Genomic DNA, 16,212 nt, shown 5'->3' on the forward strand with positions numbered 1-16,212 from the left:
CCCGCTCAACCGGCAGGCGTCTTGCCCTCCATCAGCGCCATCAACCGGTCGAGCGGACCGGTGACCGCGCGGATCGTGCGTGTCGCCACCTTGGTGTAGAGCGCGGTGGTCTCCAGCTTGCTGTGCCCGAGCAGCACCTGGATCACGCGGATGTCGACGTCCTGTTCGAGCAGGTGCGTCGCGAAGCTGTGACGCAGCGTGTGCGGGCTGACGCGCTTGCGGATGCCGGCAGCGTCGGCGGCCTCGTGGACGGCACGGTGGAGCTGCCGGGTCGAGACGGGGTCGGTGTAGCTGCGACCGGGGAACAGCCAGCCATGGGGCAGCAGGACGCTGCGCCGCTTGCCCTCACGCCACCACAGCCGCAGCAGCTCGAGCAGCTGCGGCGACAGCATCGCGTTGCGGTCCTTGCGTCCCTTGCCCTCCTCGATGCGGATGAGCATGCGCTTGCTGTCGATGTCGTCGGCCTTGAGGTGTGCGACCTCCGACACCCGCAGACCGGCGCCATACGCCACGCCCAGCGCCGCCCGGTACTTGATGCCCGGTGCCGCCTCGAGCAGCTTGGCCACCTCGTCGACGCTGAGCACGTCGGGCAGCTTCCTGGGGCGAGGCGCCAGCACCAGCTTGCGTGACAGGTCCGGCCGGTCGAGCGTCACCGTGAACAGGAAGCGCAGCGCCGACACCGTGGTGCCGATGACGGACTCGCTGATGCCGTGCTCGCGCTGGCGGACCTGGAAGCGCCGGACGTCCTCGGCGGTCGCCGTATCGGGCGAACGGCCCAGGAACGCTGCGAAGGCACGGACGTGGCGGACATAGTCGTGCCGGGTTCGCGCACCCATCGAGCGCATCGCCATGTCGTCAAGCATCCGCTGGCGCAGCGGGGTAACGGGACGTTGGGTCGGTAGAGTTGCCATGACAGAGTTCCTCTCGTTGAAGGAACTCCATCGTCCGCCTCCGCTGCCGCGGGACCAAACCTCAGCGGATGCGCGCTACCTCACCGCTAACACCACTGCCGCGCAGCGGCTTCGTGCATTGGGTCAGGGGGGCGGTGCCGAGTCGCCGCTCAGGGCAGCGCGTTAAACTGGCGCTGGTGCCCTTTCACCAATTCGCGCAGCCCCGCGGGCTGTAGCACCTCTACCGACGTTCCCCATGCATAAAGGTGCCAGCACATCTCGAGGTGCCCGGAGGCGCGGAAGCGGATGAGCAGCGACCCGTTCGCCTCCTCCTCAACGGTCTGGCTGGGATGAAAGATGAAACGCCGTGCGTGCGGCGCCGCCGCGGGCGAAAAGCGCCATACCACGTCGCCGTGCTCGGCCGCACTCTCAAACGACCCGAAGCCCTTCTCGGCATGGCGGCGGATGTCGAAGCCCGCGTCGAGACTAAAGCTCTCGGGCAACACCTCGGCACGCTCAATCTCCTCCACGCGGAAGTGCTGAAGCGGTGCCGAGACCGGCTTGGCCGTATCCCGCGCGACGAGGTAGCGGCGGGTGCCAAGTAGTAGCCCGTGCGGCTTCACGGTGCGCTCCTTCGGCTTCGCCTGACCGCGCGCCCGATATGGGAAGCGCAGGAGGAAGGGCCCCTTCAATGCCTCGTAAAGCGCAGCGTCGACTTCCCCGTTCACCGCCGGACGCGGCCCCGGGCGGGCGGCGTGGCCCAGCGCTTCGGCGAGCGCCTCTTCGTCGACAGCCAGCTTTCTGCCGGCGGCGGGCGGCACAAGCGCACGCACCTTCTGTCGGAGCCCTCGCACCTGCAACGCCTCGGCCCGCGAGCCTGCGGCGTCCAGGACGTCGATCGCCGCGCCCAACGCCGCCATCTCCTCCGCCGTTGGGGTGAGCAGCGGCGCGATGTGCTTCGCTTCGATACGCCAGCGGCGTCGTCGGTCGTCGCCATGGTCGGCACGGGTCTGCGGGAACGCGGCCTCGAGCGCGACCGTCATTCGCTGCGCCGACCGGTGGACGCAGCCGAACTCCTCGACGATCTCGTCGAGCGTCACCCCGCCGCTGCGCGTCGCCATCATTGCGAGCTTCAGCAGCTCCTGCGCTTTCGCGAACGACATCGGTCCACTCCCACGACAGCTTTTGTCGTCCTTGACTGCTATAGGCAAGGAAAGGGGAATGCGCATGCGGATGATGGACGGCGCCCTGCGCCTCTCGGCCTCGGACCTGATGCGGTTCAAGGGCTGCCGCCACGCCACCACGCTCGACCTGCGCATGACGGAGGTCGGCGACCTCGCGCCCACTGACGACGGCGCCGAGGCCGAACTGCTCCAGCGCCAAGGGGACGCGCACGAACTCGCGTTCCTGCATGAGCTGAAGGGGAAGGGCCGATCGGTTATCGAGATTCCCAAGGACGGCCTGCCGCTTCAGGTTTCGGTCGAACTAACCCATGAGGCGATGGCAGCGGGCCCCGACGTCGTGTTCCAGGGCGCGCTGCTCGGCGGCGCGTGGGGCGGCTACTCGGACTTCCTCGAGCGCGTCGAGCTGCCGTCGTCGCTCGGCGACTGGTCCTACGAGGTGGTCGACACCAAGCTGAAGCGGAAGCCCGACCCCAAGCACGTCCTCCAGTTGTGCCTCTACTCCGACCTGCTGGCCGAGGTGCAGGGCGTCGCGCCCGAAGCGGCGCACCTCCAGTTAGGCGATGGCAGCCGGTTCACTGTGCGGCTCGCCGACGTTTCGGCCTACGCCCGCCACGCGCGCCGCATGCTTGAGGCGTTCCTGGTCGAACGACCCGAGACGCGACCCGAGCCGGTCGCCGCCTGCCCGCTGTGCCGCTGGCGCGATCGCTGCGGCGCACAGTGGGAGCGCGAGGACAGCCTGTCGCTCGTCGCCGGCATCAGCCGGTCGCAGCGGCAGAAGCTCGAGGCAGCGGGCGTCGCTACAATGGCGGGGCTCGCGTCGCGGGCCGACCGGGTGCCGCGGATGGCGGCCGAGACCCAGACCCGGCTCACCGCCCAGGCGCGGCTGCAGACTGCTCGCCGCGCAGGCGGGCCGCCCGCGTTCGAGATACGCGATGCCGAGCCTGGCAAAGGGTTTGGCATGCTGCCTGCCGCGGACGACGGCGACGTGTTCTACGACATCGAGGGCGATCCCTACTATCCGGGCGGTCTTGAATATTTGCATGGGCTCTGGCTTAGGCAGGACGACGAATGGACGTTTTGTGCCTTCTGGGCGCACGACCGGGACGCCGAGGGGCGCGCTGTCGCCGATCTGCTGAGGTTCCTCGTCGACCACCTGCGCCGCCACCCGCGCGCGCACGTCTACCACTACGCCAATTACGAGATCGCGGCGCTGCGACGCCTGACCGCCTACCACCGCGTCGCGGAAGCGGCGATGGACCAGCTGCAGCGCGAGCGCCGCTTCGTCGACCTGTTTAAGGTCGTCTCGGGCGCCATGATTGCGTCTGAGAGGGGCTATTCGATCAAGGATCTCGAAGCCTTCTACATGGACAAGCGCGACGGTGACGTCGCCACCGCCGGCGCGAGCGTGGTCTTTTACGAGAAGTGGCGCGAGACCGCTGATGCAACGCTGCTCGACCGCATCCACGACTACAACCGGACTGACTGCGTCTCGACCCAGCTGCTGCGCGACTGGCTGGTCACTGGCGTGCGGCCGGAAGGCATGCCGTGGCCCGTGCTCGGCCAGATACCCGACGCCGGCACGCTGTCGAACATCGACGAGGAGGACGCCGAGCTCGAGGTGCTCCGGACCCGGCTCGCACCTGTTCGCGCTCGCCTCGGCGAGCGCGTCGCCGACCTGCTCGTCGACCTCAGTGGGTTCTTTAAGCGGGAGGACAAGCCAACCTACTGGGGCATCTTTGACCGTCTTGCCCAGGAGAGCGCCGAGCTAGTCGACGACCTCGAGTGCGTCGCGCTGTGCGAGGCGGTCGGCCCGCCGGTGAAGGTCACCGCCCAATCTTGGGAGCGAACCTACCGCTACCCGCCGCAGGAGACAAAGCTGCGCGCCGGTAAGACACCCAGCATCAAACCTGCGGCAGGTCTCGAGGACGCCTCGCTGCGCGAGATCGACCACCCGACGTTCATGCTTACGCTCAGGCGATCCACGAAGAAGGGGCCACTGCCCGACCGGCTCGACCTGCTGCCGCCGCAGCCGATCAACAAGAAGGCGCTGCGCGAGGCGGTCGCGGCCGTCACGGAGGCGATCATCGCGGGCGGCGGCGGCGTCCAGGCGGTTGAGCATCTGCTCGCGCGCGCCGCGCCCACCTTCACCGACGGCCAGCGCCACTGCGTCGTCGATGCCGACGGCGACCTGCCCGCCGAGACGAGCCGCGCCATCGCGGCGATGGCCGACACCACTCTCGCCATCCAAGGGCCGCCCGGCACCGGCAAGACCTACGTCAGCGCGCTCGCGATTGTTGATCTCGTCCGCTCGGGTCGCCGCGTCGCGGTCTCGTCCAACAGCCACAAGGCGATCGGCAACCTGCTCGCCGCCGTCGCGACGCGGGCAGGCGCCGAGGGGGTCGAGTGCAGTGTCGTCCAGAAGACCTCCGAGGACGACGACAACGACGAGCGCGCTGGCGTCATCCTGGTGGCCGATAACGACGCTCCTGAGATCGCCGACGCCGACGTCGTCGGCGCGACCGCTTGGCACTTCGCCCGCTACGCTGCGCCCGCGTTCGATCACCTCGTCGTCGACGAGGCGGGTCAGGTGTCGCTCGCCAACATCCTCGCGATGGCACGGGCGGCGCGCAACATTGTCCTCGTCGGCGATCCGATGCAGCTACCGCAGCCGATTCAGGGAACGCACCCCGGTGACAGCGGCCGCTCATGCCTCGAATACCTCGTCGACGGCGAGCGCGTCGTCGCGTCCGATCGAGGAGTGTTCATGCCGATCAGCCGGCGAATGCATCCGGGTGTCTGCCGCTACGTCTCGACGGCGGTGTACGAGGGAAGGCTCGATAGTGACGAGGCGGCTGGGTCGCAGACGTTGACAGCTCCCGACGGCACCGACCTGGTTGGCGCCGGCATGCGCGCGGTCGAGCACTACGGGCGCTCCCAGACTAGCCCCGAGGAGATCGCCGCTATCCGCGCCCGCATCGACCAAGTGGTCGGCGCCACCTACCGCGACCGCGCCGGGATCGAGCGAGTCGTGGGTCTCGGGGACGTGCTCGTCGTCGCTCCCTACAACGCGCAGGTGAACGCCCTAAGGGCGGCGCTGCCGCCCGCGGTACGGGTCGGCACCGTCGACCGGTTCCAGGGTCAGGAGGCGCCCGTCTGCCTCGTCTCGATGACGACCTCAAGCGTCGAGGAGCTGCCGCGCGACATCGCGTTCTTGTTCTCGATCAACCGCATCAACGTGGCCGTCTCGCGAGCGCAGGCAGCGGCGATGGTGTTCGCTAGCCCCCTCCTGCTCGAGACGCCGTGTCGAACCGTCGAGGAGATGGCGCTCGTCAACGCGCTCTGCATGTTGCGCGAACATGGGGGTGACCAGTTCTGACACCCACGTGCGCGAAAGTGCCTCCATCAATGGAGGAGCCACGGACATGAACATCTCGAACATTGAACTGCGCCACATCGTTGACGTCGACGGCCAGCTGCTCGGCATTGATGCGGAGGTGGTCGACCCCGCAACGCTGCTCGCCAGCGCCAAGCGTCCGGCCGGAAGCCAGTTGTGGCTCGTGCGCGCCGGGGAGCGGATCGCGATCGGGGCTCGGCAGGCGATCCGCCTCTCTGAAGACGCCGTGCTGTTCTTCGAGACGGCATCGGCGGACACGCGCCGCTGGACCGAGCCGCAGCTGCTGGCGGCGTGAAGGGAGCAAGGTGACAGCTTTTGTCGCGGTCGAGGGGCAGCATGGACGTGCGGGCGGCGACTCGACCCGCTGAACGGAAAGGAACGGATGATGGCGAAGGGTGGCGGATATCGCAGCGCGGGCACCGGCCGCTACGTCAGCGGCGCGAGCGGTCGCTCAAACCCCGGGACGACGGTGAAAGAGGCGGCCGGCAAAAGCGGCAGCTCGGGTGGGCACTACCGAAGCGCCAGCAGCGGGCGCTACGTAACGACGAAGCACGGCAAGGCGAGTCCCGGTACGACCGTGTTCGAGAAGTGAGACTGGCGGGCCGTCTCTTGCGGCGGCCCGCCACCTGAAGAGGGAGCCTATCGGTGGAGTTAGCAGTCTACGCATGCCTCGTCCTGCTGGTCGCGATTGCGATCATGACGGCGCTCTTGTTGATGAGGACTGGCAGGCCCGCCGCCCTGCCGCCCGAACTCTCCACCCGCATCGCGGTTCTTGAACAGGTGGCTGCTGGCCTGGCTGCTGCGTTCCGAGACGAGGCGCGCATCTCTCGCGAGGACGTGCGATCCGCGGTATCGGGTCAGGGTGAGACAATCGACCAGCGCCTCGCTGGCCTGGAAACGAGGCTCGGCGAAGCCGGCAAGGCGCAAGCCGACCAACTCGCCGAGATGCGGCGGGAGGCAGCCGACGGACGCGACAAGCTCGAGAAGTCGCTGGTCGACCGGCTCGACGCGATGCGCATCGAGGCCGCCGACGGGAGGGACAAGCTGGAGAAAGGCCAAGCCGACCGACTCGACGCGATGCGCGCCGAGGCCGCCGACGGACGGGACAGGCTCGAGAAGGCGGTGCAGCGCAACGCAGACGGCTTTACGGCCGCGCAGGCCGAACGGCTGAAGGAGACCAACGACGCCGTGACGAGCCTCTCGGACCGGCTCCTCGCGGCGCAGCGGGACGGTCGCGACGAGCAGCGCCTTGCGCTCGAGGGCGTCACCCTCAAGGTGGGTCAGCTCATCGAGAGCAACGAGACTAAACAGGAGGCACTGCGCGGCACCGTCGCGGACGGGCTCGAGAAGCTGCGGGTCGATAATGCCGACAAGCTCGAGCGGATGCGCGCCACCGTTGAGGAGAAGTTGCAGGGCACGCTGGACAAGCGCCTCGGCGAATCCTTCCAGCTTGTCAGCGACCGGCTAGAGCAGGTCCACAAGGGCTTGGGCGAGATGCAGACCCTCGCGACCGGCGTCGGCGATCTCAAGCGCGTGCTCAGCAACGTCAAGTCGCGTGGCGGCTGGGGCGAGATGCAGCTCGGTATGCTGTTGGGCGACATGCTAACGGCCGACCAGTTCGCCAGCAACGTCCGCATCCGACCTGACTCGGGCGAGATCGTCGAGTTCGCCGTCCGGTTGCCTGGACACGGGGACGCGCCACTCTGGCTGCCGATCGACGCCAAGTTCCCGCACGAGGACTACGACCGGCTGTTGGTCGCTCAGGACGGCGGCTCCGCGGACGAGATCGAGAAGGCCGGCGCTGCGCTCGAACGCGCCATCCGGGTTCAAGCCAAGCTGATTTGCGAAAAATACGTCCATCCGCCGCACTCGACTGATTTCGGCATCATGTATCTGCCGACCGAGGGCCTGTTCGCCGAGGTGATCCGCCGCCCTGGCCTCGCCAGCGAGCTCCAGGCCAAGCACCGGGTTATGATCCAAGGACCGACAACACTCGCCGCCCTCCTTACCAGCCTGCAGATGGGCTTTCGCACCCTCGCCATCGAGAAGCGGTCGAGCGAGGTTTGGCAGGTGCTCGGCCTCGCGAAGGCCGAGTTCGTCAAGTACGGTGATGTATGGGATAAGCTGGGCAAGCAACTAGATACGGCCAAGCGCACTGTCGATGAGGCTGGGCGGCGCACGCGAGCGGTCACAAGAAGTCTTCGCGAGGTCGAGACGCTGGACGCACCAGACGCGCCGGCACTGTTCGAGTTGGTGGCCGGTGACCTTGAAACCGCGGAGGCAGCAGCCGAGTAGTGAGTTGAATCGCCAGGATTACCGGGATTGGACGTACCAAGCGACGATCAACGCCGTACGAGCGAGCTTGCGGCCGCTACTCAAGTCGAACAGGGCAGCGCCCGCGAGCGATCGTCGTAACATCAAGTGGGAAGAGGGGAATAATGAGCGACGAGTTGCAGCGCTACCTGGACGTGTTCGTAGCGAAGGCGTCGGCGGCCGGGCTTCCGGTGAGGAAGCCCGGTGGCAATTGGGCGCCGCTCCAGCCCCTCGTTCGGGGGTCGCACGTCAGCCTGAGCGTCGCGAGGAACCAGATCCAGGTGAACCTCAACAATGAGGACGATGCCGATCGTGCGAAGTTCGACCGGCTTCATGCCGACCGCGCAGCGGTCGAGGGCGAGGTCCGCGAGGGGCTGACCTGGGAGAAGAAGGACAGACGTCAGAAGACGGCGTTGCGCGCGACCATGGCCAGCGGCTACGACGACCCGGATTGGGACGCCCAGCACGGCTGGGCGATCGCCATGATGAAGTCGTTCCAGCGGAGTTTCGGGGCGCGGCTCGGCTGATGCGGGCGGATGGATTCAAGGCATGGCTGTCGGCGCAGGGTCAGGCTCGATCGAGTGTCTCGACGCGCGTGTCGGACGCCCGGCGGGTCGAGACCCACTATGGCGACCTCGATGCGGCGTTCGAGCAGGATGGCCTTGAGGCGATATTGGCGACGCTGGCCTATGGGGCGGCGGACCGCGCGGCTGGCCGCCCGAACCCGAGCCGACTGCCGATAGACGGCGATCTTTACGACAGCCTGGCGAGCTACCGGGCCGCGCTGAAGGCGTACGGCCTCTTCGCCGGCGAGGGGCCGGCGGACCCGTCGCAGGCCGACCGCATCCGGCGGTTCGCGCTCGACACGGTCGTCGTGCCCGCGCGGCAGCGGGGCGATGCCGAGGTCGAGCTAGTTTCCGGCGAGATCCACCGCGCCATGGGGCTGGAGAACGCCATGCCGGCGGTCTGCTCGGCCTTGGGCGGAGAGCGGTTCGAGCGGTTGGCCAACGTCCGGATCGTCGACCGGCAGGGCCCGGCCAACGGCGCGACGGTCAGACTGCGCTATGCCCTCGACACACCGGCAGGCGCGGACTGGGCCGAGACCGAGCTCCGCCGCAGGTACGGCACCCCGATCGTCGACACCGCGAAGATGCTGGGATTCGCGCTGACCGACGCGCGGCAGGTGGCGCTGCAGCGCGACGGCCGCGCCGTGCAGATCTGGCTGGAGGATGATCCGGCGCGCCCTTCGCTACCCGCCGACCAGGTCCGTCACTATCTGGCGGACCAGGCCAGGCACTCCAACCTGCCGCCGAGGCTCCGCCACCAACCACCGGGTGGAACCCCGGCGCGTCGCGTCTCGCTGGTCACGCTGCCGGACCTGCCCGCCCTGCGCGTGGTGCTCGACTGGTATGAGGCGGGGGTGGGTGGCCTGGATGTCGCGGCGCTGGAGCGGTACCGCGCACTGTTCGTCGCCCGCTACCCCGACTTCGAGGATTTCGGGCGGACGGATGGTGGCTACTTCGAGGAGGAGCGGGCCTACAAGGACCGGCTGATCGCCGCCGCGTCCGAGGCTGTGCGCGACCTTGACGGAGAGGCGCTCGGCGGCCGCCTGCTCGACATCCTCGCGGGGCGTGCCGGCATGCCGAGCGGACTGCTCGGCTGGCGGACGGATGGCAGGCTCGCCCAGCTGCGCGCGGAGCAGCCCGGCGTCCTGGAGCGCGCCGCCGCCGCGCTGGCGGCGGCGGGCGGGGCCGATGCCGCGGTCGCCGCCTTCGTGGACGAGGCGTGGCCGGTCCTCGCCGAGGGGCAGAAGAGCAAGCCCTACAGCGAGAGCCGCAACCTCCCGACGATGCTCGCGGCGCTCGTCCGGCCGGACGGGGCCTACGGCATCAACACCGATCCCGTGCAGCAGACGGCGCAGGCGCTGCTCGGCCGCAAGCTGCTGGGCTGGAACGCGATGACGCCGGACGAATACGCGTCCGTGCTCGCGCTGACCGGGGAGATTGACCGGATCATGCGCGACGACTGGGGATGGGCGCCGCGCGACCTGTGGGACGTGCAGGGGTTTGTCTGGGCGGTGAACCGCGCCGACCAGCCCGAGCTGCCGGGGGATGGAAAACTGATCGAGGCCGGACGGCCGGAGGAAACGCCAATGCCGACCAACCTGATACTCTACGGCCCGCCGGGCACCGGCAAGACCTTCGCGACGGCCCGCGAGGCCGTCGGGCTGTGCGACGGCCAGGTGCCCGCGGACGAGCTCGGTGTGCGGATCCGCTACGCCGAGCTCGTGGCGGCGGGGCAGGTGCGCTTCGTCACGTTCCACCAGTCCTACTCCTACGAGGACTTCGTGGAGGGGTTGCGGCCCACGACCGGCGAGGCGGGCTCGGATGGATCGTCCGGCGGTTTCCGGCTGGAGCCGGTGCCCGGGGTCTTCCGCGAGATCGCGAGCATCGCGGAGCAGGCTCTGCGCTCCGGCGGTTCGGGCGCGCCGTTCGACATGGCCGGCCGCAAGGTGTTCAAGATGTCGCTTGGCCGTGCGGGATCCGAGGACCACATCTTCGATGCCGCGATCGAGGGTGACTACGTCGTGCTGGGGTGGGGCGGCGACATCGACTGGACGCCGTACGAGACCTACGAGGCGATCCACGCCAAGTGGAACGATCTCAATCCCGGCATCAACGGCAATGACGCGAACATCGTGCAGACGGCCCGCTTTCGTGCGGACATGCGCGAGGGTGACATTGTCGTGGTGTCTTACGGCAACAGCAGGTTCCGGGCCATCGGGGAGGTGATCGGTCCCTACGAGTTCGACACGACCGGCGAGCAGGACTACAACCATCGGCGGGCGGTGAGGTGGCTCTTCGTGCCGGACGAGCCGCTGCCGATCACCTTCTACGACAAGCCGTTCACGATGCGCTCGTGCTACCTGCTGCGCGACGACCAGCTCAACCGCGAGGCGCTATCGCTGCTGCTGCCCGGCAGCGGCGGCGGCCGGTCGGCGGCGGGGCCCGCGCAGTTCGTGCTGATCTGCGACGAGATCAACCGGGCCAACATCTCCAAGGTCTTCGGGGAGCTGATTACCCTGATCGAGCCGGACAAGCGGATCGGCGGGAACTACGAGCTCAGGCTCACGCTGCCCTATTCGAAGCACTCGTTCGGCGTGCCGTCCAACCTCCACATCGTCGGCACCATGAACACGGCCGACCGGTCGATCGCGCTGCTGGACACCGCGCTGCGGCGCCGATTCACCTTCAAGGAGGTGATGCCGCGCCCCGACCTGCTCGGCAGCGCCGGAGGGATCGACCTGGGGAAGCTCTTGACGAGGCTGAACGACCGCATCGAGTACCTGTTCGACCGCGAGCACCAGATCGGCCACGCCTACCTCATGGGCTGCACGGACCGGGCCGGCCTCGACGAGGTCATGCGGCACCGGGTCATCCCGCTGCTGGCCGAGTACTTCCACGAGGACTGGGGCAAGATCGCGGCGGTGCTGGGCGATGCCGGTGGCGACCGGTTCCTGAGCCGTGAGGCGCTGGTGGCGCCTCCCGGGTTCGAGAGCGAGTATGGCGGCGAGCGGTACCGCTGGCATGTCCGGGAGGAGTTCGGCGAGGACGCCTACGCGGGTCTGCAGTGATCCACCGCAGCGTCAGCGAGTGGGGCTACCTACCCGTCGAGCCGGAGGGGCGGGGCGCCTTCACGCGCGCGCATGCCGACCGCGTCATCGCGGTGGCGCGGGCGACCTCCCTTGGTGGCGAGGATGGCGCCGGCGTGCTGACCGACCACCACCGGCGGCTCCGCGCCCAGCAGGTGGTGGGGGTGGTCGCTGCTCCCGGCTGCACTCTGGAGATCCTGCCCAAGATCGAGGGGCTGGGCGACGGGGACGACGAGGCCAGCCGCACGCGGATACGGGGACGCCTGGTGCACATGCTCGCGGTGGCCCACGATCTCGACCTGGCCGTCGGCGAGCAGACGCAGCTGGATACCCAGCGCAGCACGCTGCTCGAGATCCTGATCGGCATCTTCTGCACGCGGCTGACGAACGTGCTGAGGCACGGCATCCCGCGCCGCTACGTCGACCGCGAGGACGATCTCCCGGCGCTGCGCGGGCGGCTGGACGGGCATCGGCAGTTCACGGTGCTCGCCGCCAGCCCGCAGCGGCTCGCGTGCCGTTACGAGTCCTTCTCCGAGGACATCGCGCTGAATCAGGTGATGCGGGCGACGGTGGCCAGGCTCTCGCAGCTGAGCGTGTCGCCCGCGAACCAGCGCAGGCTGCGCGAGCTGATGCATCTCTACGCCGACGTTGCCGCGGTGCCGGTGGAAGCCCTGCGCTGGGACGCGATCGTCCTCGACCGCACGAACCACCGCTGGCGCGCGCTGCGCGATCTCGCTCGGCTCCTGCTGCGCGGCGACTACCAGACGACCTCGCACGGGCGGGCGCCGGGCTTCTCGCTGCTGTTCGCCATGAACGACCTGTTCGAGGCGTATGTCGCGCGTGTGCTGGCGAGGGAGCTGCGCGGCAGCGAGCTCCAGGTGGTCGCGCAGGACCGGCGCCTCTACTGCCTGACGGACCCTGCCGGCGCCCGCCGGCTTCAGGTCCGTCCCGACATCGTCGTCCGCCGGGGGGCGGAGGCGGTGATGGTGATCGACACCAAGTGGAAGCGCATCGCTGCGCGCATCGACGATCCGAAGCAGGGCGTGAGCCAGGCTGACGTTTATCAGATGATGGCCTACGGCAGGCTCTACGGATGCCCGAGCCTGATGCTGCTCTACCCCCATCATGGCCGGCTATCGGAGGCGGGCGAGACTGGTCGATACCGCGTGGTTGGCAGCGACGACGAGCTGATCACGGCGACCCTCGACCTGGCGAGGCCGGACACCCGTGCGCAGGCGGCTGGGCTCGTCCATTCCGCGATCGGCGGCCTGGCGGTCGGGTGGAGCGACGGCGTCCGCTAGGGCGACGCCGATTTTGGGCGAAAGCACCCACGTCGCCCGTCATGCGGCAAAAAGATGTCGGCAGCCACGACCGTAGCTTGAGCCGTCAATGAACGAAGGACCGCTTTCGGGGAGCGCAGATGCTTCGCTGAGCGTCCGGGTCTGGGTCTTCCCGTGCAAACGTGGTCAGCCTTGTGTTGTCCCCGCGCGGCATCACGGGCACTGGTCCTAAATGACCTTACTTCAGAAGCTCGGTGTGAGTCTGCCAATCGTGCAAGCACCGATGGCAGGCGTGTCGACGCCGGAGTTGGCTGTCGCCGTATCGGAGGCGGGCGGCCTCGGCTCGATCGGGATCGGAGCGACGGATGCCGCCGGGGGCCGTGCAATGATCGACGCGGTACGCGCCCGGACCTCGCGCCCCTTCAACGTGAACCTTTTCGTTCATTCGACGGCGCAGGCGGACGCCGCGCGAGAGGAGCGATGGCTCAAGGCGCTTGAACCAGTGTTCCAGCGGTTCAATGCCGAGCCACCTGCCACGTTGAGGACGATCTACACTAGCTTTGCTAACGACGATGACATGCTTGCGATGCTGGTGGAAAAGGCCCCGCCAGTCGTCAGCTTCCACTTCGGCGTTCCGTCGGCTGAGCGGATCGCTGCGCTCAAGCAAGCCGGCTGCGCGCTGCTCGCATCCGCGACCAGCGTTGGCGAGGCGAAGCTGGTCGCCGACGCCGGGATCGACATGGTGGTGGCTCAGGGCTGGGAGGCAGGCGGCCACCGAGGCGTGTTCGACCCCGCCGCGCCTGACGACCAACTCGGCACCATGGCGCTGACGCGGTTGCTGGTCCTCAGGGCCGGTCTGCCGGTAATTTCGGCGGGCGGGATCATGGACGGTGCTGGCATCCGCGCAGCGCTGGCGTTAGGCGCCACCGCCGCACAGCTTGGCACCGCTTTCGTCTCCTGTCCGGAGAGCGGGGCTGATGCGGCCTACCGCGCGGCCCTGGCCGGCGAAGATGCGAACCACACTGTCATGACCCGAGCCATCTCCGGCAGGCCAGCGCGGTGCCTGGCAAACCTGTTCACTCGTTGGAGCGCTGGGGTGCCGTATGAGCCACCAGACTACCCCATCGCATACGATGCCGGAAAGGCCCTGAACGCGATCGCGAAGGCCGCCGGAGAGGGCGGGTTCGGAGCGCAGTGGGCTGGTCAGGGGGCGCCGCTCCAGCGGCCCATGCAAGCCGGGCCGTTGGTTGAGCTACTCTGGCGAGAGGCACTCGAAGCGGCTTAACTCTGCCAGCTTGCGATGAACGAACGGCCGCTCTCAGGAAGGCGAACATATCTCCTGAACGGCCGAATGTGGGTCCAACCGGTCGCCGGTCGCCAATCCGAGATCCTCAGGTTAGAAGAATGCTGCGATCGGAGCGATAAGGGCACCACCGTCATAAGCGAGCATTTTTCTCCTGACGCCTATGGCCTCCTCATCCTGGCACCCGAGATAGCCCTTGGCAGTGGATGGCTCGGAGGTGACAAGGTCGTCGGTCGCGCAGCCATTCGTGACCTGCTGATCAAGGCCGCTCGTTTCAACGAAAATGAACGACAGAGGCTAACTATCCATCTGCCTAGCAGGGCGATCACGCTCCGGTTGGACGAAATTGAATGGCATTGTGGAGCGTAAGGCCGCCCGCATGAGCCGGTGAACAATGAGCTGCTGCCGGTTCGATGGACACGAAGTTAAGCTACCTGCGCCTTCCGCTCAAAGTCCTTGGGACTGAGATAGCTCAGGGTCGAGTGGCGTCGTGTCGGATTGTAGAAGCGCTCCATGTAGTCGAACACGTCTGCCTTTCCGTGATTACGCGTAGGGTAGGTTCTACGTCCGATCGGCTCGGTTTGCAGTGAAGAGAAGAAGCTCTCTAGCGCCAACTGGTCGCACGCCGGATGGCACCGTCAACCGGTACATCGTGCAGTCGCCGATAGCGGGACTCCACCAAGCTGAAGAGACCGAATGCCAGCAGCCCCGCGCCGACGATCACATCGAAAGGATCGGTCAGCCAGGAAAGCACGCGCACCATGCCGCCTGCTTCGCTCGCTTGCTCTTCGATCCCGGCCCTGGCGAGAAGGTAGCTGCTGACGAGGAACACCACACCACGGGCCGCGTAGCCCAGGCGCCCGCTCCACTGCACCCAGGGCTGCTTCGCCACCGTCGGGTCCAGGTAGCGAAGGAAACTGCCCTTCGCCGCCTTCGCGAGCTGGACCGCACCGAGCACTACCAAAACCGCTGCGCCAGCCAGGACCAGCGCCCATCCGCCGGGCAGTTGCAGGGCCGTCCGTGCTCCTTCCCGGGTGCCGTCTCCGGACAATGCCGCGCCACGCATCAACTGGATCGATTGCCACGCCAGCAGGAGGTGGATGGCGCCGCTGAAGCCCGCACCCACTCGCTCCATCATACCTTTGCGATCGGAACCGTGACGTTCGATGTCGAGTGTCGCATCGGTCAGGCGCCAGATGCCGTAGGCCGTCAATCCGGCGGCCATCACGCCAAGAAGGAACTGGCCGCCGCCCCGGCCGAGATACTCGATCGCTCCACCTGGATCTTCCGCTCTGCCCGTGCGAAGGATGAGCAGCGCGATGACGATGTAGAGCAGGCCGCGCGTCGCGAACCCGATCCGGGTCAGGGCAGTCAGGCGCGAACTGGCGTTCATGTGTTCTCCCTTGCCCTTGCGAAACAAGATCGAGGCGTTCTCGTTCCACCAATGGAACGGCTGCCGGTGGTCGACGCCATTGCGGGCACTCGATCGCCCGCATTGGCGAGGAGCCGGTCGCCCAAGGGGAGTTCGTCGAGGTGGACAACATGGGGGAGCTGCTCAGGAGTCGAACGGCGCCGCACCAGCGCACCCTGTTCGTGATGGCGACGGACCACGAGTATCGGGAGCATCTGCGCGCGCGCATACGACCGCTGATCACCGGCGTCGGCCCGATAGAGGCGGCGATCGGTACAGCGGTCCGGCTCGAGCAGCTGCTGGTTATGGACGAGTTGCCCGACCTCGTGGTCTCCCTCGGTTCCGCTGGCTCGCGCCGCTGCGAGGTCGGTGGTGTGTATCAGATCGAATCCGTGTCCTGGCGTGACATGGACGCATCGCCGATCGGGTTTCCGCCCGGCATCACGCCGTTCGCCGGCCATCCCGCGCTCATGGTTCTGCCGACGCCGCTGGCCGGCATACCGAGAGCCAGCCTCTCCACCGGCAGCGATATCGTCGTCGGCGACAGATACGCAGCGATCGATGCCGATCTGGTCGACATGGAGACCTTTGCGGTGCTGCGCGCGTGCCAGCGCTTCGGCGTGCGGATGATCGGTCTGCGTGGCGTTTCGGACGGTCCGGGCGAGCTTGATGGCGTGGGCGGCTGGACGGACCTCCTGCCGCTGCTCGACGAGCGTCTGGCGGCGGCCGTAGACCGCCTGATACTTCCGGAGGCGCCGCAATGACGGTTGCGGCCCAGATGGCGA

At 67.8% G+C, this 16,212-nt stretch carries 12 protein-coding genes and 1 pseudogene; 9 read left to right on the forward strand and 4 right to left on the reverse strand.

The window, feature by feature from the left end; all coding sequences use genetic code 11:
• Nucleotides 1–5 precede the first annotated feature (5 nt).
• Nucleotides 6–911: a tyrosine-type recombinase/integrase gene (locus ABC319_RS12375; protein WP_413070519.1), complete on the reverse strand. Its 906-nt coding sequence runs from the start codon at nucleotides 909–911 to the stop codon at nucleotides 6–8.
• 149 nt (nucleotides 912–1,060) lie between these two features.
• Nucleotides 1,061–2,053: a helix-turn-helix transcriptional regulator gene (locus ABC319_RS12380; RefSeq protein WP_413070520.1), complete on the reverse strand. Its 993-nt coding sequence runs from the start codon at nucleotides 2,051–2,053 to the stop codon at nucleotides 1,061–1,063.
• Between the two features lie 64 nt (nucleotides 2,054–2,117).
• On the opposite strand from ABC319_RS12380, the gene ABC319_RS12385 reads away from it, so the two are divergent.
• The 8 genes from ABC319_RS12385 to ABC319_RS12420 all read left to right on the forward strand — a co-directional run bounded on the left by ABC319_RS12385 (nucleotide 2,118) and on the right by ABC319_RS12420 (nucleotide 13,998).
• Nucleotides 2,118–5,450, forward strand: a complete 3,333-nt coding sequence (locus ABC319_RS12385; RefSeq protein ID WP_413070521.1) for a TM0106 family RecB-like putative nuclease — start codon at nucleotides 2,118–2,120, stop codon at nucleotides 5,448–5,450.
• 46 nt (nucleotides 5,451–5,496) lie between these two features.
• The gene (locus ABC319_RS12390; RefSeq protein ID WP_413070522.1) at nucleotides 5,497–5,763 is read left to right on the forward strand and encodes a hypothetical protein; all 267 of its coding nucleotides are present in this window, start codon (nucleotides 5,497–5,499) and stop codon (nucleotides 5,761–5,763) included.
• A 90-nt stretch (nucleotides 5,764–5,853) separates the two neighbouring features.
• A complete protein-coding gene (locus tag ABC319_RS12395) occupies nucleotides 5,854–6,060 on the forward strand; it encodes a hypothetical protein (protein ID WP_413070523.1) in 207 nt (68 codons plus the stop codon).
• 53 nt (nucleotides 6,061–6,113) lie between these two features.
• Entirely contained in the window at nucleotides 6,114–7,763 is a 1,650-nt protein-coding gene (locus tag ABC319_RS12400; RefSeq protein ID WP_413070524.1) for a DNA recombination protein RmuC, read from the forward strand.
• 143 nt (nucleotides 7,764–7,906) lie between these two features.
• On the forward strand, nucleotides 7,907–8,308 hold the full coding sequence (locus tag ABC319_RS12405; RefSeq protein ID WP_413070525.1) for a DUF4268 domain-containing protein: 402 nt from the start codon (nucleotides 7,907–7,909) through the stop codon (nucleotides 8,306–8,308).
• Entirely contained in the window at nucleotides 8,308–11,415 is a 3,108-nt protein-coding gene (locus ABC319_RS12410) for an AAA family ATPase (protein ID WP_413070526.1), read from the forward strand. The genes ABC319_RS12405 and ABC319_RS12410 overlap by 1 nt, the downstream gene beginning before the upstream one ends.
• Nucleotides 11,412–12,734 carry an McrC family protein gene (locus tag ABC319_RS12415; protein WP_413070527.1) on the forward strand — a complete coding sequence of 441 codons (1,323 nt, stop codon included), beginning with the start codon at nucleotides 11,412–11,414 and terminating at the stop codon, nucleotides 12,732–12,734. The genes ABC319_RS12410 and ABC319_RS12415 overlap by 4 nt, the downstream gene beginning before the upstream one ends.
• Nucleotides 12,735–12,945: 211 nt before the next feature.
• A complete protein-coding gene (locus ABC319_RS12420; protein ID WP_413070528.1) occupies nucleotides 12,946–13,998 on the forward strand; it encodes an NAD(P)H-dependent flavin oxidoreductase in 1,053 nt (350 codons plus the stop codon).
• Nucleotides 13,999–14,441: 443 nt separating this feature from the next.
• On the opposite strand, the pseudogene ABC319_RS12425 reads toward ABC319_RS12420, so the two are convergent.
• Together ABC319_RS12425 and ABC319_RS12430 are read right to left on the reverse strand one after the other, a co-directional pair.
• Nucleotides 14,442–14,636: pseudogene (locus tag ABC319_RS12425) on the reverse strand (IS3 family transposase); the annotation flags it as partial.
• The gene (locus ABC319_RS12430; RefSeq protein WP_413070529.1) at nucleotides 14,621–15,409 is read right to left on the reverse strand and encodes a DUF1206 domain-containing protein; all 789 of its coding nucleotides are present in this window, start codon (nucleotides 15,407–15,409) and stop codon (nucleotides 14,621–14,623) included. The gene ABC319_RS12430 and the pseudogene ABC319_RS12425, both read right to left, overlap by 16 nt.
• 149 nt (nucleotides 15,410–15,558) lie before the next feature.
• Between ABC319_RS12430 and ABC319_RS12435 the strand changes: the two genes are divergently transcribed.
• Nucleotides 15,559–16,191 (forward strand): 5'-methylthioadenosine/S-adenosylhomocysteine nucleosidase, encoded by a 633-nt coding sequence (locus tag ABC319_RS12435; RefSeq protein WP_413071688.1) that lies wholly within the window; start codon nucleotides 15,559–15,561, stop codon nucleotides 16,189–16,191.
• Nucleotides 16,192–16,212 lie beyond the last annotated feature (21 nt).

Origin of the sequence: Sphingomonas phoenicis, from assembly GCF_047238005.1 — a bacterium.
Taxonomy (GTDB): domain Bacteria; phylum Pseudomonadota; class Alphaproteobacteria; order Sphingomonadales; family Sphingomonadaceae; genus Sphingomonas.